The sequence below is a fragment of the Candidatus Darwinibacter acetoxidans genome, assembly GCF_041936445.1.
Taxonomy (GTDB): Bacteria; Bacillota; Limnochordia; order Darwinibacteriales; family Darwinibacteriaceae; genus DTU010.
In genome coordinates, this window is the sequence record NZ_JBHGXH010000206.1 from 1 (window position 1) to 21,915 (window position 21,915).

A 21,915-nucleotide genomic window follows, 5' to 3' on the forward strand; every position below is an offset into this window, starting at 1 on the left:
TCTTTTCACCCGCGGCGATGCGCAGATTTTCTATGGCATGACTCGGCTCCCCATCGGGGAGCAGGTCATTGAGGGCCTTCCACTGGTAAGGGATCATCTTCTCCCTGACCACCGCGGCCCGATCAGCCAAGAGTCCTCCCTTGAGCTCCGTCTTCTTACAAGGAACTAGTACGTCCAGCTGCACAGCCATACCCCTTTCTCATCTTGCTGTGGTTCTAGGGGTCGCCCCCGCAAGGTCTATGTTAAGAATTTACGATACCCAACCCCATCTTAACTTACGGGCAGATTTTTGCCAATTACACTAGCAAATTTTTGTATAACCGTTTATAAACAGGATTTCGTTGAAACATGTTATATAATTATACATAACGAGTCTGATGGTTCATGTCTTGCAGTTTATGCATAAGGGGGTGGGGCCTGGCTGTAAAGAGCAAAGGGTTGCATAGCTGCCTACTAAAAATCCACAACCTAAAGGAGGTCATGCTTCGTGAGAGGAAAACTGCTTAATTTGCTCCTTGTCGCGCTGCTTGCTGTGGGCTTGCTTGCTCCAACCGCTGCCGCTCAGGTTCGGGAAATGGAATTCGTGATCATCACCCACAGCGCCACCATTGACTTTTGGATTCCGCTGGTCAAAGGTGCGCAGGATGCTGCGGCCATGATCAACGCCTTTGATCCCACCGTGAAGATCTCGGTAACCCATACCGGGCCCAGCATGTTTAACGTGGCTGAGCAGGTTAATATCATGGAGAACGTAATCCAAGCTGGCGTAGATGGCATTATCTCTACCCTACCCGACCCAACAGCCTTTGACGAGCCGGTACGCCGCGCCTTGGAAGCCGGCATTCCGGTCATTGGCACCAACGCCGACGCTGGCCCGGACAACCCGCGCCTGGCCTATGTGGGTCAGAGCGACTATGATGCCGGCCGCACCCTGGCCAGGACGCTCATCGACCACATCGGCACCAGCGGCAAAGTGGCCATCGGCGTAGAGGACCTGGGACACACCTCCCTGGCTGAGCGCCTCCGGGGCGTAAGATCCGTTTTGGATGAGTATCCGGAGATCGAATACACCATCCTGCAGACCAGCCCTGACCTGACCATCGGCGCCGCCACCTTCGAGACCTACCTGATCGCTAACCCCGATGCCAAGGCGATCATCAGCGTGGACGCCAACACCCAGTCCCACGGTGTGGTCATCCGCAACCTGGGCCTGGAAGGCAAGGTCATCTCCGGCGGCTGGGACCTGGTACCAACCACCATCGAGAACATCAAAGACGGCTACACCAAGTTCGTCATCGACCAGCAGCCCTATGTCCAAGGCTTCTATCCGGTCATGGCCCTTTATCTGTACCACAAGTACGGCATTGCTCCAGCTAACATGGACTCCGGTTCCGGCATCGTTGGACCGCACAACATCGACATGGTCATCGAACTGGCAGAACAGGGTTACAGATAAGCCTCAAGCAGGCACGCTTCAGCACCGGTCGCCGGGCGGCCGGTGCTTAACCTCTGTATAGGGGAGGGACAGAATTGGCGGAGAACATACTCATCAGCTACCAATCCATCAGCAAACGTTTTGGTGGAGTGCAGGCGCTGGACGATGTCTCCTTCTCCATCAGGAAAGGCGAGATCCACGGGCTGATCGGGGAAAACGGCGCGGGGAAATCGACGCTGATCAAGATCACCGGCGGGATCTACCGCCGGGACCAGGGGCAGATCCTCTGGGACGGCAGGCCCCTGGAAGTGAACAGCCCGCTGGAAGCAGAGCGCCACGGCATCTCCATCGTGCACCAGGAGATCCCCCTCTGCGGTAATCTCACTGTCGCGCAAAACGTGTTCCTGGGGCGCCTGATCACCAACCGGTTCGGGCAGCCCAAGTGGGACGAGATGGAAGAACGGACGGTGGAGCTGTTCCGGCAGATCGGCCAGTCCATCGATCCCCGGGCCAGGGTCGGCGAGCTGAGCGTGGCCCTCAAGCAGCTCACAGCCATCGTGCAGGCCCTCAACGGCACAGCTAAATTCCTGATCATGGACGAACCCACCTCGGCCTTGACTCCTGGAGAGGTGGAAACCCTCTTTGAAGTGCTGCGCCGCCTGAAAAATGAAGGCACAACCATCATGATCGTCAGCCACATCCTCAGCGAAATGATGGAGATCACCGACCGGGTGACTGTACTGCGCAACGGCAGGCATGTGGGCACCCTGGACACCAAGGATGCCACCATTGAGGGGCTTGTCCATATGATGGTGGGCGATGTACCGCTGCCCACTCCCAAGGAGAGCACCGCGGTGCGTGGAGAAGTGGTGCTGAAGGTGCGGGGCCTCAGTCAAAACCGGCTGCGTTTGAAGGACATTAATTTCGATCTCTATAGACAGGAAATCCTGGGGCTGGCTGGCATTCAAGGTGCCGGGCGCACGGAGCTGGCCACCACCTTGTTCGGGGTGCACCAGCCGGACAGCGGCACCATCGAACTGGAAGGCAGAGAAATCAAGATCAAAAACCCACGGCAAGCCATCGAGCACGGCATAGGCTACCTGACCGAGGACCGCCGTAATCTGGGCGTGTTCTGGGATATGTCGGTTTGGCAAAACGCCGGTGCTGCAATCATAGATGAACTTACTTCCTACGGGAATGTGCTGGACAACAAGCGCATCGAGGAAATGGCCGCCAAATCCATCAGCGACCTGCAGATCAAGACCTCTGGGCTGAGTCAGACCATCCGCTACCTGAGCGGAGGTAACCAGCAGAAGGTGCTCCTGGCCCGCTGGCTGAATGTGAAGCCCAAAATCCTCATCCTGGACGAACCGACCCGGGGCGTCGATGTGGGGGCCAAGGCAGAGATCCGCAAGGTCATCCAGGAGCTGGTGGACCAGGGAATCTCTGTGATCGTCATCTCTTCTGACCTAGAAGAACTCCTGGCCATGAGCGACCGCGTCCTGGTGATGGCCAACGGCTCCATCAAAGGGGAATTCCTGGCCAGGGAGGCCACTTTTGATAAGATCATGGCACTGGCCGTGCAGAAGTAGGAACAAAAGGAGTGATCGCGGTGAAAAACTTGCTAGGTGCACTGAAGTTCAGACGAGAAGTGGGCGTTCTGGTGGTTTTCGTCCTGCTCTGCGTCTTCTTTTCCCTAGTAACCAACACATTTCTCACGGTGCCCAATATCCTCAACATCCTGCGGCAGGTATCTATCTCGGGCTTAATCGTCATGTTCATGACCATGATCATCATCTCCACCGACATCGATCTGTCCGTGGGTTCCATTTTCGCCGCAGTGGGCATGATCGTGGCCATCCTCTTCCAAAACGGCATGAACATCTGGCTGGCATCCCTGGTCGGTCTTCTGGCCGGCGCGGGTTTCGGACTGATTAACGGTGTCGTGACGGTGAAAGGAGCGCTGCCCCCCTTCATCGTTACCCTAGGCACACAAATGATTTACCGGGGTTTTGCCCTGGTCATCTCCGGCGGTGCCCCCGCCTCCGTCCGCCTGCCGGATGCGTTCTACAACGTCACAGGCGCCCGCACCTTCCTCAACCTGCCCGTACCGGCCCTCTGGTTTTTGGCCGTAACCTTCATCGCAGGCTTCATCCTTCATAAAACCAGCTACGGGTTTAAGGTTTACGCCACGGGCGGCAATGAGGAAGCGGCCCGCCTGTCCGGTATCCACACCGACCGCATCCGCATCACCAACTTCGTGCTCATCGGCGTCGCTTCCGCCCTGGCCAGCATCATTCAAATGGCCTATCTGCGGGGCGTCACCCCCACCGCGGGGCAGGGCATGGAGCTCACCGCCATTGCATCCACTGTCATCGGCGGCACCTCCATGTTCGGTGGGGTGGGAACCATCGGCGGCGCCTTCATCGGCACGCTGTTCATGGGCGTGGTGCGCAACGGACTGGTTTTGATGGGCACCAGCGCTTACCTGATCGACTTGATCATCGGTATCGTGCTCATTACGGCGGTCTTCTTGAGCACCCTTTCCACCAGGGAAAAGCGCTAGGCTTGCCCGGCTGCTGCCAGAGCCCAGCAAACCTGTGACAAAATCTGCTTGGCCAAAAGGGCGGGACGGCTGCTGCCCACGGCCGCCAGTCCTGCCCGCCCTGGCCAGGACGCCAGATTCAGCTGCTTCTGGCTTAGGCGCCTCCACTGCTCAGTGGAGGTTTTTCTTTTCAACCACCCCATGGAGCAGCGGCCAGCTCACCTCTCCTCCCAGGGCACCTGCCCCGAGCGGTAGAAGTTTACCCCCGCGGCCCGCAGGCGCGGTCCATGGGCGGCCAGCCGCAGGCGGTATTCCTCCCAGCTTCTCCCCTGCCGCGGCGACCAGCCGATCTCCGCCACGCCTAACAGCCGGGGAAACAGCATGTATTCCATATCTCCAAGGTTGTGGATGGTTTCAGTCCAGAGGGGCGCTTCCACCCCCAAAACGTCTTCCTCGCCGACATCCGGATAGACCGAGACCGGATCCCAGCTGTAGGCATCTTCCACCTCAATGAGGGCGGCCCAGTCCTGGCCCAGCTCAGTTTCTGGCCCGTATTTCATATCCAGATAGACACGGGTGCAGGGGGACATGATCAGCTTAGCTCCCTGCCTCACCGCCTCCCGGGGACGGGTATCCTTGCGCCAGATCTGGACCAGATCCCCCGGCCGCAAACCCGCCTGGATGATCTCGTCCCAGCCCACCAGCGTTTTACCCAGTTCAGCCACGATATCCTGAACGCGCCCCATAAACAGCCGGTATTCCTCGTCCTTGGTGGAATGGGCCTCATCGCCGCCCACGTGGAGGTAGGGGCCCGGGGTAAGCGCGGCCAGCTCCCCTAGGACGTCCGACACGAACTTATAGGTGATCTCCTTCTCCGCCGCCAGGGTGCTGAAACCCACCTTCATCCCCCGGTACAGCCCGGGGGCAACTCCATCCCGGTTGAGCTCGGGATAGGACGCCAGGGCAGCATTGGTATGCCCGGGGAGATCGATTTCCGGCACCAGGGTAATGGCTCGGCTCTGGGCGTAGGCCGCGAGCTCCTGGTATTCTGCCTTAGTGAAAAAGCCCGCGCGGCCCCCCTCCACCGCGCCGCTTCCGCCGTGAAGGGCCAGGTTGGGCCAGCTGTCGATCATGATCCTCCACCCCTGATCGTCGCTTAAGTGCAGGTGCAGGCGGTTGAGCTTGTAAGCCGCCAAAAGATCCAGCAGGCGCTTAACCTCATCCACGGTGAAAAAGCTCCGGGCCACATCCAGCATGGACCCCCGCCAAGGGAAGCGGGGATAATCCTCTATAAAGACGCCCGGGATCTCCCAGGGACCTTCTGCCGGCGGCAGCAGCTGCCTTAAGGTTTGACAGCCGTAGAAAAACCCAGCAAATCCCCGGGCTCTGATGATCAAACACCCCTCCTCGGTGCTGAGCTGGTAGCCCTCTTCCCCCAGCTCAGTACCGGCGCCCTGGGCTGTGAAATAGATGCAGCCGGGCTCAAAAGCCTGGGCCGCCTCCTCCACGGGTAGGGGCAGGCCAGTTAGGGGCCGAAGCCGCCCTGCCAGATACTCAGCGGCCTGCAGGGCCCAAGTGGAACCTGCCTGAACACAGATTCTGCTCTCCGGGGTTAGGCTGCATACCCCGCCCCGCTTCTCCAGAAGAACGGGCTTGGGGATTAAGCTTTCGTACTGTGCCTTGTTCATTGCCTCCATGCCTCCATCTTGCTTGAGCTGCGGACTACTTCCGCGAACTGCGGGCCAATCCCTGCCGGGCTCCGGCGCGAAAAGTGGGCCCCCCGGCGGGCGGCCCACTCCTCAATAGACGTTTTTCCACCCCTACATCTTAAACCCTTCCGTGAGCTGCATCAGCCGCGTGGCCTGCTCAGCCAGCTCGTTGGCGGAGGCGGTGATCTCCTGCAGCGTAGCAGCCTGCTCCTCTGTGGCGGCAGCCATCTGCTCGGAGCCGCTGCTGAGCTCCAGAGCATAGGAGGCCACTTCCCGGATCCGGGAGCTGATGTTGTTGATGGCCCGCCCGATCGGGCGAAGGTCTGGCCCGCGGACTCTACACTGCTGGAGCCCGCCTGCACTTCCCCTATGCTCTTGTTGGCTTCCCCCATCACTTCCCCGATCTGCACGTTCACTTCCCGCAGGAGGCTGGCGATCTGCTCCGTGGCCGCGGCGGACTGCTCGGCGAGGCTGCGCACTTCCTCGGCCACCACCGCAAAGCCCCGGCCCTGTTCCCCGGCCCGGGCCGCTTCAATGGCCGCATTGAGGGCCAGGAGGTTGGTTTGCTCCGAGATGCCCCGGATCAGATCGGTGATCTTGCCAATTTCCTTGGACTGGATGCTGAGCTGTTCCACACTCTTGTGCAGCTGGGCAAAGCTCTCTTCAATGCTCTTCATCTGGTTGACCGCCTGGGCAATGGCCGTTTCCCCCTGGGCGGAGATCTGCCGGATGGCGGTGCCTTCCTCATCGATGGATTGGACGTTGTCGCTGGTGCGCTGCACCGAGCTGGCAAACTCGCTGGTGGTGGCGGCCATTTCTTCGGTGGAAGCGCTGATCTCCTGGCTGGAGCGGTAAACCGTCCTGCTCAGGTCGGCGGTCTTGTTGCTGGCTGCCTTTAGTTCGCCGATGAGCCTGCCCAGCTCCCGCTGGAGAGTTCGAAATGCCTCGGCCAACACTCCCAGCTCGTCTTTTTTCTGCAGCTGCACTTCGCTGGTGAAGTCCCCTTCGCTGATCTTCTTAGCTGCCGCAGCCAGCTGCAGCACCGGCCTGACCAGCATGCGGTTGGTAACAATGGAACCCACGGCAAAGGCCGCGACCAGGAAAATGAAGCCGATGAGCACCGTGCGCCCCAGCTGCCGCTGGACGTATGTATTGGCTTCGGCATAGGAAACCATGGCCCCCAGCGGCCAGCCGGTGCGCTCCAGCGCGGCATAGGCCACGAACATCTGCTCCTGGCCGGTCTAATCCACCTCACCGGAGGGTGAAGAAAGCACCTTCTGCAGAATGTCGGCATCGGGCATAGGTGTGCCCACTACGCTGGGGTCAGGATGGGCGAGCACGGTCCCCTCCGTGTCCATGAGGACTAGGAAGCCGCTGTCCGCCACCCTGCGGGAAGAGATAATGCCCGCTAAGCGCTCCAGGGTGACGTCAATACCCACAACGCCCAGGGGCATGCTCTCACCCTGCCTTTTGACGGGCAGGGCCGCGGTTACAACCAGCTTACCAGTGCCTGTATCCACATAAGGTTCAGTCCAAATCAGTCCATCCGCCGCCAAAGCCTGCGTGTACCAGGGGCGGGCGGTGGGATCAAATCCGGGAGGCAGGCCGCCAGAGGGCCAAGGGTAGACGTAAAACGCCTTATCCCTTGTTCCGTAGAAGGCATTCTCCACATCGCCGTGGGAAGTTACATAACTCCCTAGAACCTGGGAGACCTCAGCTTCCAGACCAGGTTCATCTAAGACGGCCAGTACATCAGGGTTGCGGCTGAGCATGACCACCGCCTCTTCCACCGACTTGAGGAATCCATCGGCAAAGGCGAGTCCGTTGGACAGGGCTTCCCGGCGGTAACGCGCAGCATGTCGGTGATCATGTCCCTCGTTTGGCGGTATTCATTAATGCCTAAGACCAAAACCGGCAGCATAATCACGACAAAGACCAGCAGCAGCATCTTCCAGCGCAGCGATACTCTCTCACCAAACACCTCCCGGTGGGATAAATGCGGGTATTTCAAAATTCTCCGCATTTTCCCCTATTCCTCCAGGATGTGATTAGTGCCTCAATTCACTTACCGCCGGCGCAGCGGGGCAAGGGGCACCTCCTCCACCCGCAGGCTGCTGGCGCTCCAGGGTATCCCGCCGCTGAAGAGATCTTCGTCCCCTAGGGCAACAGCGGTGGATGCCGTGACTACACCGTAGACGAGATGGCCCAAGAGTTCCCTCAGCACTGTTTTGGGCTGGACATTGCGCACGTCGGTGGCCCCCATGTTGCTCAAGACGCCGTAAAGGCCCACCCAGGCCAAAGCTCCTGTGGTGAGCCCCTTGAGAAAGGCCCGATCGCGGCCTGTAAAGGTCAGCGTATAAACCGTGGCAATGCCCAACAGGCTCCCCACCGTGGCATCGGCCAGCCAGCCCGCGGCCTGGCCCAGGGGTGTATGGGTTTTGTAGGCAGGCAGCAGCATCCCCGCGGCGCGCTGGGGGCCCGCTCCTTTGCTCAAGCCAGATCTGGTCATGAACCCGCCCACCAGATCCTTGGCCACTACGCCAGCCAGCCCTGCCATCATGCCCAGCTGCAGTCGATCCCTCACTTTGATCACAGTATCACCTCAGGAATTAGCATATCCAGCGAAGTATGCTTTTCCCCGTCGGCAGGAACAACAAAAGCTGCGGCGAAGAAGGAAAAAAATGCCGAAGAAGGTGACTGCGGTGATCCGCCATCCCGACCACATGCCAGTAATTGCCACCAAACTGCAGTGCCCGCAATACCAGGCGCAGATGGTGGAGCGTACTGCTCTCCTCCAGCGCCTTCCGGGTCCTGATTGCAAGGTGCTGTTGGTTTTGGCCCCTGCAGGCTGCGGCAAGACGGTGCTCTTAAGCCAGCTGGTTCGCGCCTCTGCCCGTCCCGCCGCCTGGTACAGCCTAGATCCCCATGATGATGAACCGAGGACCTTCATCAGGCATCTCGCGGCTGCCCTCCAGAGGCATACTACCCTAAACGAAGTGCAGCTACACCGCTTAGTGTCTAGGACGGAACCGGAAGCGCTGTGCCGCCCTGCACTAAGCTTTTTTGTCGACGCACTGGAGGCCAGCTCCTCTGGTCTGCTCATCGTCTTGGACAACTGGCAGGTGATCAGCGATCCCATCATCTACCGCTTCGTTTCAGAGCTGATCCCCCTGCTCCCTGCCGGCAGTCAACTGGTTCTCAGCGGAAGGAGCTCCCTGGACCTGTTGGGCCGTCTGGCCCTGGAAGGTCTGCATTTGGCTGGGCAGGTGCAGCTCATCGGCCGCAGGGATCTAAGCCTGACCCCTGCGGAACTGGAGCGGTTTTTTGCCCTGCGGGATAGCTCCCTAACCGAGGAGCAGCTGGAGCTGGTGGCTGCCCTGAGCGGCGGCTGGCCAATCACAGTGAGCTTTTTCGCCCAGCTGAGCAGCGGGCCGGAAACAGCCAAAGAGAGAATTCCCCCTGCCCTGGCCGCCTACATGGATCGGGAGCTGCTGCAAGAAATGCCGGAAGAAATCTCGGACTTTTTGATCAAGACCTCTGTGTTCTCCCAGTTTACCGCGGCCGACTGCGATCAGCTCCTGGGCAGTACCGGCTCGGAGGAGAAGATCCGCTATCTCCAGGCCCACCAGTTCTTCTTGGAGCAGCTGGGCGAGCAGTACAACCTGGTGCCGGTGGTGCGCTCCCACCTGCGCGGCAAACTGGGGCCAGAAAAGCCCGGTTTATACAAGAAAGCTGGTACCATTGCCATCGGCCGGGGTAATCTCCCCCAGGCCATCGGCTGCTACCTGGAGGCAGGGGAAAGCGAAGGCATCCCCGACCTGGTGGCCGCTTTAGGGGAAGAAGCGGTACTCCACGGCAGGTGGCAGGAGCTCAGCTCCTGGCTGGAGGAGGCCCTCACCTTGGAGCAGATCCGGGGCGATCCCCGGCTCTCCCTGCTGCAGGCGCTGGTGGAGATAAACCGCGGCCAGCTGGGACATGCCCAAAAGGCTGTGGACCGGGCCGAGTCCCTCTTCACACTGGCGGGTGACCAGATCGGTCTAGCCGAATGCCAGCTGCTCAAGGCCCGTATCTCCCGGGGCCGCGGCGCCCAGGAAGAGAGCTTCCAGTTTCTCTTTGACGCTGAAACCAATCTCTCCACTTCCCGCTTCAAGCTCCTCCTGGCCATCGAAAAATCCACCATCTATTACGCCGCCGGACGTTTCCGGGAATCCCGGGAGATCCTCAGGCGGTGCCTGGAGGAATACGAGGGGGCAGGGGATGCAGAAGCGCTGGTGCGAATTCTCGAGGCGTTGGGGAACGTCACTTACCTCTTGGGGGAACCCGCCCGGGCGCTCCTGCTGTTTAAACGTGCTTTATCCCTCTGCCCTGAAGGCGTGATGCCGGGGTATGATTTCCAAGACATGATGTCGGCCATCTATGATGATTGGGGTGAAACGGAGCAAGCCCTGCTCATCGCCGAGCGCAGCGAGGCGCTGCGGGAAAAGATGGGCTTAACGGAGCTCCTCCCCTCGTCGTGCCTGCAGCTGGCCATGGTCTACACCAACTTGGGGCGGTTTGCCGATGCTGAGCTCTGTTTCCGCCGCGGGATTGACTATGTGCGGGAACATGAGAGCAATCGCTGCGATTTGGCCCTCAATTTGGTTTTCCTGGCGCGCACCCTGGCCATCCAGGGCAAGTGGGTCGCCGCCCGGGCCTGCGCCCTGGAAGCCTTGGAGGTGGCAGCGTCCCTGCCCCGTTTGTACAGGACCTCCGTGCCCACGGTGGCCGCACCCATTTTGGCCCGCACTGGCTCCTGGGATTGGGGCCTGACTCTGCTCAAGGAAGCCGCAGCCAGTGCCCAGGAGATGGGGTTCAGCAAGTGCCTGGCCTATGCCTACCAGTCCCTGGCCTATCTCCATTTCCTCCACGGCGATGTGGAAAAGGCTCGGGAGTACACCTATCAGGCACTAACCACTTCCGCCAAGATCAACGACCTGCAGAACTTCGTATCCTGCTACCACTGGTACCATCCCCTCTTGATGCATGGACTCGCAGAGGGGATTGAAACCAGTTTCGTGCAGCGGGTACTGCGCAAGGTGGGAGAGCGCTGCCTCAAGCACCTCCTGCCCTTCGTGCCTGGAGGCAGCCCCGAGGCCAAGCAGCGGATCATCCCCGTGCTCGTGGAGATCGGCGGAGATGAGGCCTGCAGCCTCCTGGCGATGCTGCAGAAAGATGCTGTGGAATATGTGCGCAATATGGCTGCGGAAGCCCTGGAGCGCCTGCGGAGTCCTGAGGAGTCGGCCCACCGCGCAGCGGTACCCGCCCTGCGTCTGCAGCTCTTGGGACCCGTGCGCATCTTCGTGGATTCCCAGGAGCTCACGGGCATCAAATGGCGCAGCCAGAGGGCCAGGGATCTGCTTATCTACTTAGCCCATGTGGGCCAACCCGTTACCAAGGACCAGATCATCGAAGCGCTGTGGCCCGATGACAACCAAGACCTGGAGAAGGCAGATGCCCAGTTCCACACCACCCTCTACCGCCTGCGCACTGTGCTGAAGAACTACGGACTGCCGGATCTGATCCAGCGGGGCACCGACGCCTACTCTCTAACGGTGCCCGCGTCCACAGACCTGGACCGCTTCGAGGCGCTGCTCAAGGCCGCCCTCAGCCAGGAAGCGGATTCGCCGGAGCAGATGAAGCTGCTGGAAGAGGCGCTGAAGCACTACCACGGCGATTACCTGGAAAACCTGGATTACCAGTGGGTGATCCCCCACAGGGAAGCGCTGCGCCTGCGCTGCGGGGAAGCCCAGCTGCGCCTGGTGCACTGCTACTTGAGGGCCAGCCAGTACGAGAAGGCCATCAGCGAACTGGTTATGCTGCTGAAACGGGACGAACTGAACGAACTCTACCATGCGCTCTTAATCGAGGCGTACGCCAAAAGCGGCCAGCGCCAGGCGGCCCAGCGGCAGTATGCCCTGCTCACGGGCATCCTCCAGAGGGAACTCGGGGTGAAACCTTCCCCAGAAACACAGCAGGCCTACCACAGCCTCAACCTAGGACCCCCAAGCGACTGACGAGCAGAGGGACGGCTCCAGAGCAGATCTGGAGCCGTTCTTGCTTTCCTTGTCCCAAGCCATCATTCGGGATACCGGGCGTATAAAACGTTGGGGGCAGAGACGTATTTGAGTTGGCTATCATCCCAAATGCCTTCCCAGTCGCCCTTCGCAGCCGGGCCAGGCCAACCCACATCTCCTCCGCGCTGAGTATCGCGATAGGAGGTGAAGTAAGCATTAGCAAAGCCCTGGAGGCGAGAAAGGTTGCTCACATCAATGACGACATCCTGGTATACCCTCAAGATAGTCCCTGTGCCTAGCTGAATGGTCGTTTGATCAAGAGCCAGGCCGCTGAGGAGTACATAGGGAACACCGGTGTGCAGCCACTCGACGGACTGGCGTGTAAATAGAGGCCAGCGTTCGCTGTAGACGTAGATAGCGTTGTAGTCGTTGTCGACGATAACCAGGCTGTTGTCCGTGTCAATGTTCACATCGACCTTCAGCGGGTACAAATTGCGCTCAAATCTGCAGTTCTCAATGGTGCCGTTGGGAGACATGAGATCCAGGGCGCGGTTGTTATCCTTGAAAAGCGTGTTTTTGATCGTAACTGCGTTAGAGTTATCATAGACCCTCAGAGCTGCCCAGCCATCGGACAAGCTCTCGCCGCCGCCTCCGTAGGCAATGACGCAGTGCTCAAAGGTGGCTCTAGCCTCGTTCTCTATTAGGATGGAGTTCCAGTCACCGCGCTGGGGATCATCAGGAGCGGGTCCACTGCTGTCGCCGCCGTAGGTGCTGTCGTGTATTGATGTAAAGACGACAGGTCTTCCCGCTTCCCCCTTGGCCTCCAAATTCGTTCGGACGGCCATGTCGGCACTCGCGGGCAGTTTCACCGTGACGCCCGGCCCCAAGGTCAGCTTGCCACTGTCGTCAATGTACCATTGGTAATCCTCCAGCACAAAGGCGGCTTCCGACTCAGCCCAGGAAATGCTCTGGGTGAATGTCGACGTGGGCCGCGGCTGCACAAAGATCCCCTGATAGGTGTTCTGTTCACTGGGAGCCTGCGGATTGTGGAACGTGTTGGAATCGTCCAGGCTCGTAGAGACGTTAATCGCCAGAGGTTTTTCGTTGAGATAGAAAGTATTCCCCTCGATGGTTACCTTCTCCGCCTCCACGGCATATAAGGCAAATCCCTCGGCGAAGGCAAAGGTGCAGTTCTTGACCGACGTACCCGAGGAAGAGCCCAGATCGAGCATACCATCCATCCAGCCGCCGCCGCCGTAGTAGAAATGGCAGTACTCGAACTTGTTCCCGCTTCTGGTGCCCAAATACACTGAACCCCATACGCCGGGTTCGGGCGTGGTCGCATCCTGGTTCCCATTGGTGTCGCCGCCCCACAGATCATCGTGGAGGGATGTGAAAACTACTGGCGACTCTGCGCTGCCCTGGGCTGAGATGCGCCCGCTGTCACGTGTAAGCAGGGAAAGGCCGTCGCCGAACTTCACCACCGCGCCAGCGTTGATGGTGAGCGTGCCCCTAACGTAAATGTCGTGTTGATCGATTACGTAGATATTCCCAGCTACCCAGGTCACTGTACCGGTGATATCTTCTCTTACGTACACAATACTGCCTTTGACGGTGAAATACCAGGTATGGGAACTGGACACCCCCGCACTGTTGGTCACCTTAACTGTTACCTGGGCCGGGCCAGTGGTTCCTGGGGCTTTCCATTTCGCGGTATTCAGCTGCGGGTTTTCTATGGTTCCCCGGGTGCACGTCCACTCGGACTCCAGGGGCAGTCCCTGGGGATCATTGGTCTGGATGGAGAGCATGATCTCTTCGTTGATATTCACCTCAGCGCGCTGTGTGGGGCTGGATTCCGGTTTCGGGTTGAGAATCCTGGGCGGTTGTACGCTGCCGATGGTGATGGTCCAAGTATGGGAAGCCGTACCGCCCTTCCCATCAGCCACCGTCACCTTCACAGTAGCGCTACCCGCCGTACTCGGGGCTGTCCACTTCTTGGCCGTGCTGGTGTTCCCAGCATCGAGCGTGCCCTTGCTGGCCTCCCACAAATAGCTCAAGGCATCGCCATCGTCATCCTTGGCAGTAACACTGAAGTCCACTACTTGTCCAGGAATCACAGTCAGAGTTTTACCTGCTGGGATGGTAGAGGTGATTTTGGGAGCCTTGTTCCCACCGCCGCCTCCGCCGCCGCAGCCCTGCAGCAGCAAGACTAAAAACAACAGTAAAACAACAAACAGCTTGCGTTTCCCACTCAAGACAAGACACCTCCTAAGTTTCTAGGGCTTCTTGTCTGTTAGTGTAGCAGTGGGTTCTAACCAAAAACTGACCAAATTCCATCCATCTGCAGCGAAAAGCGCACTAAAACAGAAAAACAGACCGCCGAGGGCGATCTGAGCGGTATTACTCCTACGATTGCAGGAAGCCAGCTGAAAAGGGCGAAGATCTGGGAGCATATCCTATGGTGGAGGTCGTGCCCGTGGTCTTATGGGGTCCCTTGGTGAATGCAGCGGCTATTATCTGCGGTGCGCTCTTGGGAAGCGTGGTCCGGCTGGCGGAGAAAACCAGCCAGACCATCATGCAGGCCCTGGCTCTGGCGGTACTCATTATCGGTGTTTCCATGGGCCTGCAGAGCAGTAATATCTTGATCCCCATCGCTTCCCTGGTTGTGGGGTCGATTCTGGGGGAGAATCTGGATCTGGAAAGCCGGATCGAGCGCTTCGGGGAAAAACTGCGCGCCATGGGCGGCGGCCGGGTTAAGCTTGGCGCGGCTGATTTTTCCCAAGGTTTTCTCACGGCAACCCTGGTTTACTGCGTCGGGGCCATGGCTGTGGTGGGCAGCCTGAACAGCGGCCTTACCGGGGATCACCAGGTGCTTTATGCCAAATCCATGCTCGATGGCACCACAGCCGTTCTTTTCACGGCCTCCCTGGGTCTGGGCGTGGCCTTTTCCGCCATCCCGGTCTTTATCTACCAGGGAGCGATTGCTCTTCTCGCCACCTGGATTGCTCCCTTCCTCAGCGAGCTTGTCATTCAAGAGCTCACCGCAACTGGCGGCATGCTCATTTTAGGCATCGGGCTGAACATGCTGGGTTTGACCAAACTGCGGCTGGGGAATATGCTCCCCGCGGTGCTGATTGCGGCTCTGATCGCCCTGCTTTGGCCCTAGGGCAGTTCTACTCAGCGGGCCGCGATACCTAAAATGGCGTGCAGGTAGCAGGCGAAATCGCCGATCTCCCGGCGGTCGTCGGTTAGATCTTGGCGCCAGCTTGTATCCTTTTCCTGCCTGGCCAGGTACCTGGCCAGGGCATTGCAGGCGCCGATCAGGGCGTTATGCGTGATCGTCCTGGCTTCATCCATGTTCATCCGCTTCTTGCCATCAGCAAGCTGCCAATCGGTGCGCATCCGCGCATACTCCACCGCCAGGCTCACCAGATCGGAGTACAGCATCTGCGCATCTGCATCTCCCCCAACCGCGGCCTCCAGCCGGCGGTGGATGTCCAGCGCCGTTTCGTAACGCACACAACCACCTCCCTGGGATCTGTAAGGTCATCCCGCGGGAAAGGGCTCTTCTGTAAACCCTGCGTCGCGGTAACCCTGGCGGATCAGATCGAGGTAGGACTCCCTGGGTTTGACTCCGGCGTCGCGCTCCTTCCTCTCCTCAGTCATCACGTAGGCCATGACCGCACACTCTGCATCCTGGAGCGTGACAACAAAACTCCGCTTGCGGTAGGACTTGGGATACCCTTCCCACCGATCCAAAGAAACCTCGTCGTCCTGCCCGATCTCCCAGATCACAGCTGGGGTCTTCGCTCCCCGCCGTGGCTCAATGGTGGCTGTGCGGTAAAACTTCAGGTTAAAATCGGGCAGGTAGGTCGGGCCCAGCAGTTTCGCCCCGGGGCAGCGCTCCTTCATCTGTCCGGCATACATATTGCTCCCGTAAGCCGCATATTTCCTCCGCCTGGGCCTAATTTCCCCTAAGAGCCGCCGCCACTCCTCTGTATGATCGGCCCCCCAGGCTCCCTGATAAACCCCTTCTTCTTGGAGGACTGCCTCCCGTTCATCCAGGATGTTCCAGACAGCTGCCTGGAAGCGGGGGGCAAGCGCCGGTGAGCGTTCTAGAAACTCCCGCAGCCCCCCCTGTCTGAAGGCATCCAAGGCCTCAATCGTTCCCCGCTCCGCCTCGTAGCCGTGCCCCCTGAGTTCCCTTCCCAAGCTGGCCTGCAGAGCCCTGGCCAGCACTTCTTCAACGGTCTTGGGGGAAATCCGGGGCTCGGGCCGCAGGTATTCCCGCATGAAAATTGCAGCCGCCAGGTAAGTGGGGTAGTATCCGAAGTCTACCCGTGCGTCCGCGGGCATTTCCCAGCTGTCGGTTAGGCGAAAGGATCCATCCTCCGCTTGAAACCGGGCAAGCTCAAGGAGGAGTTCAGCATCGGTGGAGATCCTTCCCTCCAGAATATCCTTCAGTGCTGCGACCCCCGCCCGCAGGGCCGGGAAATCCGGGTCACGGGCGGAGACTCGCTGCAGCACAAATCCGCTGTTCATGGTGGAACCCCCTTCGTGGATTGTCGAGATAACCACACACAAGCTAAGCACAGCAGGCTTTTTCAGTTAGCTGCAGAAAACTACTCTCAACTGCCAGCCAGACCGGCTATGACGGGAGGGACGTACCGTATGGACTGCACTGCACTCAGGGAAGAGATCAGGACTTACCTGGGGCTTGCTCCCCCAGGTTCGCCCCCGGCGTTCCAGGTTTTAGAAGAAGAGGAATGCGAGGGGTATTCCAGGTTTTTGATCAGCTATGGGGGAAGTGAGGGCGATGAGATACCTGCCTATCTCCTGCTGCCCCAAGGCTCCGGGCCCTTCCCCGGCGTGCTCATCCACCATCAACATAACGGGGAACGGCATCTGGGGAAAAGTGAAGTGGTTGGCCTAGCGGGCGACTTTCTGCAGGCCTTTGGCCCGGCCCTAGCCCAGCGGGGCTTTGCCGTCCTTGCTCCCGACTCCATCTGTTTCGAAGACCGCAGGCCCAACCGCCAAGGCACGGTTCCAGATGGGGACAACGACTTTTTTCAGCACTACAACGAAATGTGCTACCGGCTGCTCCGGGGGAGCACCTTGATGAAGAAGGTGCTGGACGATGCCAACATCGGCTTTAACCTACTGAAAAACCACCCCCTTGTAGATGAAGCCCGCATCGGGGTCCTGGGCCATTCCTACGGTGGAAACACGGCCATCTTTCAAATGGCCCTCAACACCGAGCTGGCCTTTGGCTGTGCCAGCGGAGCGGCCTGCACGTACGGGCAGAAAATGCGCGCCGGAACGGGCCTGGAGATGGCGCTGGTCATTCCCGGCTTCTCCGCCCGCTACGAGCTCACAGACCTGGTGAAATGCGCCGCTCCCCGCCCGTTCCTTTTGGTCTCTGCCACAGAGGATAAGTACTCCCTAGATGCCCACATCATTGAGGCGGAAGCTAGAAAAACTTACGCGCAACTAGGTGCCGCAGATCGCCTGGTGCACCACCGCTACGGGGGCGGTCACGCCCTAACCGAAGAGAGATTCTGGAACATCATCTCTTGGCTGGTGGACACAGCCCGTGGGCCTACTAGCCCCTGAGGGTGAAGCGCGAGACCAGCTCCTGCAGTTTCACGCCGGTGTCCATGAGATCCTGGGCAGAGTCGGCCACTTCCTGCATGGAAGCTGCCTGCTCCTCCGTGGCGCTGGCTATGTCGTGTCCGCCGCTGTTGATCTGCTCCAAGCCAGCGGTAAAGGATTCCACCTGACGGTTGATTTCCGCCACCGCCCCCAGGATGCCGCCGAGGATTTCACTGCCCTCCCTCACCTTTTGCAAAGCGATTTCCGCCTGTCCGGAACCTTCGCTCATGCTGCCCACGATACCGGCGATCTTGCTTTGGATCTGTCCGATGAGGGTGGCGATCTCCTTGGTGGCCGCGGAGGACTCCTCCGCCAGCTTGCGGACCTCTTCCGCCACCACTGCAAACCCGCGGCCGTGTTCCCCGGCCCGGGCCGCTTCAATGGCGGCGTTGAGGGCCAAAAGATTGGTCTGTTCGGCGATGGCGCTGATCGCGTTCACGATATTACCGATCTCATCCGAGAGGGAGCCCAGGCCCGTTACGTCACTGGCCAGGGTGTAGGTCATCTCGTTGAGGGCTTCCATTTGGTTCACAATGCCGGCCACCGCCTGGCTGCCGCGGCTGGCCTGGCGGGACACTCCCTGCACCATTTCATTCATGGCCCGGGCGTTGGCATTCATGGAGTCTAACGTCCCGGAAAACTCGTTGGTGGTGCTGGCCACTTCTTCCACCGAGGCACTCACTTCTTCCGCGGCTGCGGCCAGCCGGGCGCTGGTGTCAGCCAGGTCAGCGGTGGTTTCCGAGATCAGGCTCAGCGCTTCCCTGAGGCTGTCCACTGTTTTGTTTACCGCCTCCGCCACACTGCCGATCTCATCCCTGGAACGCATCTCTACGCCTTTGGTCAGATCGCCAGCGGCAGCGGATTCAATGACCACCTGCACCTGATGGAGGGGCTTGGCAATCTGGCGGCCAAGGAAGATCGCCGCGGCTACGCCCAGGATCAAAAAGCCCACCGCTACCAGTGCAGCCACATTACGCAGGCGGTAAACATCTGTGAGCACATCCGCTTCCAGTGCTCCCACCCCGATGATCCAGCCGGTGGAAGGCACAGGCGCCACCGCCACGATGCGGCGGCTCCCTTCGGCCTCGTAGCGGATGATGCCGGTTTGACCCACACCCAGCTCCCGGACAGCTTGTCCCGCTGCGGCCAGCTCTTCCTGCTCCCGTTCGTTAAACAGGTTCCTCTGCTCGAGCACGTACTCCCGGTTGGGGTGGGCGAACACCGTTCCATCGGGGCTGAAGACCACCGCCCAGCCCCGCTCGCCGAAGCCTAGCCGATCGGTCATGGCGTTCAGGGCCCCGGCGTCGCGCCTTCCCACCAGGACGCCCACCACGCGGCCATCCTGCCAAATGGGTACCGCGTACATCAGGACCAGGCTGTTGGTAACCCGGCTCACCAAGAGGTCAGAAACCCCCGAGCGTCCCTGGAGGGCCTGCTGCACATAGGGCCGGTCGCCCAAATCCGCAGTGGTATCATCGGTGTACTGGGCGAACCCCTGGGGATCCACCACACCAATGGCCAGATACAAGCCCAACCGTTCCAGTTCCGCTTGGAGGACGGGCTTTTGCACCTCCCAGTCCATGCTCTTGATCTCCGGCCGCGCCGCGATGGCCTCCAAAGCTGTGAGCTGTACTTGGAACTGGCTTTCCAGATAGACGACGGCCTCTTCCACTTCCCGCAAGAGAGCTTGTTCAACCTGGTTGATCACCGCGGAGGAACCGCTGAAATAAGCGATGAGTCCTAACCCCGCACTAACAACGAGCACCAAGACGCCGACGAACGCGCTGATTTTGAGGGCAATACTTCCTCTCACTTGGGGCACCTCCCTGGCTGCGCCTTTCCCTTTGTGTTCAAGTTCCAATGTTCTGATTTCACATTTCTTCCCAGGATTTTATTCTTTATTCTCTTCCCTTGCCGATAGTCCTTGTACCCGCGCTTAAAAACCGCTTGCAACCGCCTTCACAAAGTCCCTTTCCCCACCGCGCTGGAGGTCTGCGCCAAGGCAGGACTTCGTGGAAAAAAATAGTATCTTAGCCGTAAAGGGGAAAAAGAGGGAGGTGTTATAGTGACGGAGCAGGCTACGCTCTTTACCGCGCAGGTGCACAGGATGGATTTTGACGCCGATTCCATCTACACATCCATAGGTAGAGAGATCATCAGGTGGGACAAGAAAACCAAGCAAGCCCTGACCGTGTACACCCTTCCGCCCAACGACAATCTGAACAAGGGTGCCCGCTTCGCGGTGGATGAACGCAGCATCTACGGCAACAGCATTTACTTCTTCCACGTCATGGATAAAAGGAGCGGTGAGGTCACTTACCAGCAGCGGTTTGGCAGAGACAACCAGTCTGACTTGGATCTGGGGACAGTCTTGGTCGATGAAGGGAACATCTACTTTCCCGTACGCAATCGGGGACTGGCCGTGGTGGATAAGCGTAACTACGACCGGGTCTGCTACTTAAACGAAGAAAAGGGCAGCGTGTGGGCACTGGCGCAGGATGAAAGCACCATCTACTTGGGGGGTGTGGACAAAAACATCTACGCCTTCGAGAAGGCAACCCTCAAGCACACCGCCACCTTTTCCGGGCACAAAGGTAACATCCACGACCTCTTTTCCTTTCAGGATTACCTGGTTTCTGTATCGGCCGACAATTCCCTGATCTTCTGGGACAAAAAAAGCGCCTCCCCGGTGCAGCATCTGAAGAAGATCAAATGCTCGCTGGGCTGCGCGGCCATGACCGAACAGTATTTAGTCTGTGCCGCTAAGGGCACCATGCGCATCTGGGACACCAAAAGCTGGGCACTTCTGCAGGAAACCCCAGTCTCCTTCGGCACCATGTTCTTCGACGACGGGGTGATCTACATCGCCAACCGCAAGGTGCCCCGGGTGGATGTGTTCACCATCGAAGATGCGGTCCGGGGGAATGCTGGCAGATGCAGTTGATGCCTCCGGCTTCATCTTCCTTTTTTCTTCGCCCTGGCGTAATCAGGCGACCTTTTCTCTGCGCAGAGGACATAGTATCCGTCGATGTATTCAACACGTACGCCGCCGAAAAGGGAGATGAGCTTGTTTTTGTACCACTCCTTGCGCTTCACCACCATGTACAGCTTGCCGCCCAGGGTGAGGCGGTTGAACCCTTTTTCCAGGAAGTGCTTGGCCACGGAGAAGTCGGTATGATAGGGCGGGTTGCACAAGATCTTGGTGAATCCGGTCTCCGCTAGACCGCTAAAGCCGTCGCTTTGGCAGACCAGAATTTCCGAGACGCCGTTGAGGACTGCGTTTTCTCGAGCCAGCTGCACAGCCAGGGGATCAATGTCAACCATGACCACATTCTGCGCTCCGATGAGCTTGGCCGCCAAGATTCCCACCACTCCGTAACCGCAGCCCAGATCCAGTACCCTGTCTCCCGGCTGAAACTCCACAGTGGACAGCATGGCCAGGGTTCCCTTGTCTATGGCACCGGGGGAAAATACGCCGGGCTGGGTCTGAAAGCGCAGCTCCACGCCTTTGATCGTTGTTTCAATGAAAAAGCCCACGGCACATCCTCCAGTCCATTGCTGCGTCCCCCATCATCAACGCTCCCCGTAGGGTATATTAGAGGCGGGAGCTTGAACTCCTTTTCCCTTGCACCGTACCCGCCTGTGGGGGCAAAAGAAAAAGACCGGAAACTCCGGTCTCCCTAGCCAGACTTGCGGTAATTGGGGTATATCTTCCTCTTGAACACTTCCACCACATCTTCGTTGAATCTCGTTCCCGCGTTGGCTTCCAGATACTCCAGGCAGGCGGCGGGGTTCAAGGCCGGCCTGTAGGCCCGGTGGCTGGTCATGGCATCCACAACATCGGCGACGGTGGTGATCTGCGCCAGCAAACTGGGCGTTTTCAGCTTCCCGTTAAGGGGATAGCCCCCCTGACCGTTGGCCCACAGATGGTGACCTAAGACTATCTCTGTCACTGCATCGCTGAGACCCAAAGGTTGCACCAGTTCATACCCTAACTGGGGATGGGTCTCTATGATCGCCCATTCCATGGGGGTGAGGGGTTCCTTCTTTTTCAGGATGGTTTCGGGGATAAGCTGCTTACCCACATCGTGCACGGAGGCACCGATTCGCAAAGCATCAAGTTCGGCGGCTGTTAACCCCATGCTCTGCCCGATAGCCAGCACCAGAGCTTCCACTCTTCTGCTGTGTGCGACGGTTTCCTCATCCAACCCGGCCATAACACTCAGCAACACATCATCCGGAAAGTGCAAGGTGGATCGACATCCTTTTTGAAAAATAAGAAAGAGCCCTTTCTCCACTTAAGGAGCGGCCCTTCATGACCACAACGCACATTATTACATCAGACCAATCCGAAGTCAAGACGGTTATGATAATTAGTGCAAAAGGCTCATTGTAGAATGAAATGCAACACGAAGAAATGAATGGAACCACAGCCAGAAACCCTGTATGATGTTGGTAACCAAACTAACACGATACGGAGGGTTTAGCTATGGTTCCTGAACATAAGAATACCACATCTCG

19 protein-coding genes and 1 pseudogene are annotated in these 21,915 nt (G+C 58.9%); 7 read left to right on the forward strand and 13 right to left on the reverse strand.

Annotation, left to right across the window (positions count from 1 at the left end; translation table 11 throughout):
* Positions 1–190, reverse strand: a 190-nt coding sequence (locus ACE4YL_RS07850; RefSeq protein WP_461369471.1) for a hypothetical protein, incomplete at its 3' end; no start/stop codon positions are given.
* Positions 191–487: 297 nt separating this feature from the next.
* Between ACE4YL_RS07850 and ACE4YL_RS07855 the strand changes: the two genes are divergently transcribed.
* From ACE4YL_RS07855 to ACE4YL_RS07865, 3 genes are all read left to right on the forward strand, one after another.
* The gene (locus tag ACE4YL_RS07855) at positions 488–1,456 is read left to right on the forward strand and encodes a substrate-binding domain-containing protein (RefSeq protein ID WP_461367114.1); all 969 of its coding nucleotides are present in this window, start codon (positions 488–490) and stop codon (positions 1,454–1,456) included.
* Between the two features lie 74 nt (positions 1,457–1,530).
* Complete coding sequence (locus tag ACE4YL_RS07860; RefSeq protein WP_461360408.1) at positions 1,531–3,027, forward strand: sugar ABC transporter ATP-binding protein; 1,497 nt, start codon at positions 1,531–1,533, stop codon at positions 3,025–3,027.
* A 20-nt stretch (positions 3,028–3,047) separates the two neighbouring features.
* The gene (locus ACE4YL_RS07865; RefSeq protein WP_461359512.1) at positions 3,048–4,001 is read left to right on the forward strand and encodes an ABC transporter permease; all 954 of its coding nucleotides are present in this window, start codon (positions 3,048–3,050) and stop codon (positions 3,999–4,001) included.
* Between the two features lie 197 nt (positions 4,002–4,198).
* Here the strand turns inward: ACE4YL_RS07865 and ACE4YL_RS07870 are convergent, their stop codons facing one another.
* The 6 genes and pseudogenes from ACE4YL_RS07870 to ACE4YL_RS07895 form a co-directional block, all read right to left on the reverse strand.
* Complete coding sequence (locus tag ACE4YL_RS07870) at positions 4,199–5,668, reverse strand: beta-N-acetylhexosaminidase (RefSeq protein WP_461359511.1); 1,470 nt, start codon at positions 5,666–5,668, stop codon at positions 4,199–4,201.
* A 161-nt stretch (positions 5,669–5,829) separates the two neighbouring features.
* Positions 5,830–6,504: a methyl-accepting chemotaxis protein gene (locus tag ACE4YL_RS07875; RefSeq protein WP_461368609.1), complete on the reverse strand. Its 675-nt coding sequence runs from the start codon at positions 6,502–6,504 to the stop codon at positions 5,830–5,832.
* A 114-nt stretch (positions 6,505–6,618) separates the two neighbouring features.
* Positions 6,619–6,915 (reverse strand): annotated as a pseudogene (locus ACE4YL_RS07880) (HAMP domain-containing protein); the annotation flags it as partial.
* Positions 6,916–6,930: 15 nt separating this feature from the next.
* Positions 6,931–7,461: a PDC sensor domain-containing protein gene (locus tag ACE4YL_RS07885; RefSeq protein ID WP_461369472.1), complete on the reverse strand. Its 531-nt coding sequence runs from the start codon at positions 7,459–7,461 to the stop codon at positions 6,931–6,933.
* A complete protein-coding gene (locus ACE4YL_RS07890) occupies positions 7,425–7,712 on the reverse strand; it encodes a hypothetical protein (protein ID WP_461369473.1) in 288 nt (95 codons plus the stop codon). Before ACE4YL_RS07890 ends, ACE4YL_RS07885 begins: the two co-directional genes overlap by 37 nt.
* A gap of 42 nt (positions 7,713–7,754) precedes the next feature.
* Positions 7,755–8,282 (reverse strand): hypothetical protein, encoded by a 528-nt coding sequence (locus ACE4YL_RS07895; protein ID WP_461359510.1) that lies wholly within the window; start codon positions 8,280–8,282, stop codon positions 7,755–7,757.
* An 88-nt stretch (positions 8,283–8,370) separates the two neighbouring features.
* On the opposite strand from ACE4YL_RS07895, the gene ACE4YL_RS07900 reads away from it, so the two are divergent.
* Positions 8,371–11,742 (forward strand): BTAD domain-containing putative transcriptional regulator, encoded by a 3,372-nt coding sequence (locus ACE4YL_RS07900; protein WP_461369474.1) that lies wholly within the window; start codon positions 8,371–8,373, stop codon positions 11,740–11,742.
* A 62-nt stretch (positions 11,743–11,804) separates the two neighbouring features.
* Here ACE4YL_RS07900 and ACE4YL_RS07905 read toward each other — a convergent pair whose 3' ends face one another.
* Entirely contained in the window at positions 11,805–13,997 is a 2,193-nt protein-coding gene (locus ACE4YL_RS07905; RefSeq protein WP_461369475.1) for a right-handed parallel beta-helix repeat-containing protein, read from the reverse strand.
* Between the two features lie 203 nt (positions 13,998–14,200).
* Here ACE4YL_RS07905 and ACE4YL_RS07910 point away from each other — a divergent pair, with 203 nt between their 5' ends.
* Positions 14,201–14,908, forward strand: coding sequence for a DUF554 domain-containing protein (locus ACE4YL_RS07910; RefSeq protein ID WP_461359507.1), 708 nt, complete (start codon positions 14,201–14,203; stop codon positions 14,906–14,908).
* A gap of 11 nt (positions 14,909–14,919) precedes the next feature.
* Here ACE4YL_RS07910 and ACE4YL_RS07915 read toward each other — a convergent pair whose 3' ends face one another.
* Entirely contained in the window at positions 14,920–15,261 is a 342-nt protein-coding gene (locus ACE4YL_RS07915) for a hypothetical protein (protein WP_461359506.1), read from the reverse strand.
* Between the two features lie 27 nt (positions 15,262–15,288).
* Complete coding sequence (locus ACE4YL_RS07920; RefSeq protein WP_461367061.1) at positions 15,289–16,284, reverse strand: gamma-glutamylcyclotransferase family protein; 996 nt, start codon at positions 16,282–16,284, stop codon at positions 15,289–15,291.
* A 129-nt stretch (positions 16,285–16,413) separates the two neighbouring features.
* Here ACE4YL_RS07920 and ACE4YL_RS07925 point away from each other — a divergent pair, with 129 nt between their 5' ends.
* On the forward strand, positions 16,414–17,355 hold the full coding sequence (locus ACE4YL_RS07925) for a dienelactone hydrolase family protein (protein ID WP_461359504.1): 942 nt from the start codon (positions 16,414–16,416) through the stop codon (positions 17,353–17,355).
* Here the strand turns inward: ACE4YL_RS07925 and ACE4YL_RS07930 are convergent.
* Positions 17,345–19,207 carry a methyl-accepting chemotaxis protein gene (locus tag ACE4YL_RS07930; protein WP_461359503.1) on the reverse strand — a complete coding sequence of 621 codons (1,863 nt, stop codon included), beginning with the start codon at positions 19,205–19,207 and terminating at the stop codon, positions 17,345–17,347. The genes ACE4YL_RS07925 and ACE4YL_RS07930 overlap by 11 nt on opposite strands.
* A 252-nt stretch (positions 19,208–19,459) precedes the next feature.
* On the opposite strand from ACE4YL_RS07930, the gene ACE4YL_RS07935 reads away from it, so the two are divergent.
* Positions 19,460–20,338 (forward strand): WD40 repeat domain-containing protein, encoded by an 879-nt coding sequence (locus ACE4YL_RS07935; RefSeq protein WP_461360457.1) that lies wholly within the window; start codon positions 19,460–19,462, stop codon positions 20,336–20,338.
* Between the two features lie 11 nt (positions 20,339–20,349).
* On the opposite strand, the gene ACE4YL_RS07940 is transcribed toward ACE4YL_RS07935, so the two are convergent.
* Together ACE4YL_RS07940 and ACE4YL_RS07945 are read right to left on the reverse strand one after the other, a co-directional pair.
* The gene (locus ACE4YL_RS07940) at positions 20,350–20,931 is read right to left on the reverse strand and encodes a class I SAM-dependent methyltransferase (protein ID WP_461359501.1); all 582 of its coding nucleotides are present in this window, start codon (positions 20,929–20,931) and stop codon (positions 20,350–20,352) included.
* A gap of 143 nt (positions 20,932–21,074) precedes the next feature.
* Positions 21,075–21,644: an HD-GYP domain-containing protein gene (locus tag ACE4YL_RS07945; protein WP_461359500.1), complete on the reverse strand. Its 570-nt coding sequence runs from the start codon at positions 21,642–21,644 to the stop codon at positions 21,075–21,077.
* Positions 21,645–21,915 lie beyond the last annotated feature (271 nt).

Excerpts from the sequence above, each read along its gene's own strand:
- ACE4YL_RS07910 (WP_461359507.1), top strand. The coding sequence starts at position 14,201 with ATGGTGGAGGTCGTGCCCGTGGTCTTATGGGGTCCCTTGGTGAATGCA.
- ACE4YL_RS07875 (WP_461368609.1), bottom strand. The coding sequence starts at position 6,504 with ATGGCCGCCACCACCAGCGAGTTTGCCAGCTCGGTGCAGCGCACCAGC.
- ACE4YL_RS07920 (WP_461367061.1), bottom strand. The coding sequence starts at position 16,284 with ATGAACAGCGGATTTGTGCTGCAGCGAGTCTCCGCCCGTGACCCGGAT.
- ACE4YL_RS07890 (WP_461369473.1), bottom strand. The coding sequence starts at position 7,712 with ATGCGGAGAATTTTGAAATACCCGCATTTATCCCACCGGGAGGTGTTT.
- ACE4YL_RS07870 (WP_461359511.1), bottom strand. The coding sequence starts at position 5,668 with ATGAACAAGGCACAGTACGAAAGCTTAATCCCCAAGCCCGTTCTTCTG.
- ACE4YL_RS07885 (WP_461369472.1), bottom strand. The coding sequence starts at position 7,461 with ATGCTCAGCCGCAACCCTGATGTACTGGCCGTCTTAGATGAACCTGGT.
- ACE4YL_RS07925 (WP_461359504.1), top strand. The coding sequence starts at position 16,414 with ATGGACTGCACTGCACTCAGGGAAGAGATCAGGACTTACCTGGGGCTT.
- ACE4YL_RS07900 (WP_461369474.1), top strand. The coding sequence starts at position 8,371 with ATGCCGAAGAAGGTGACTGCGGTGATCCGCCATCCCGACCACATGCCA.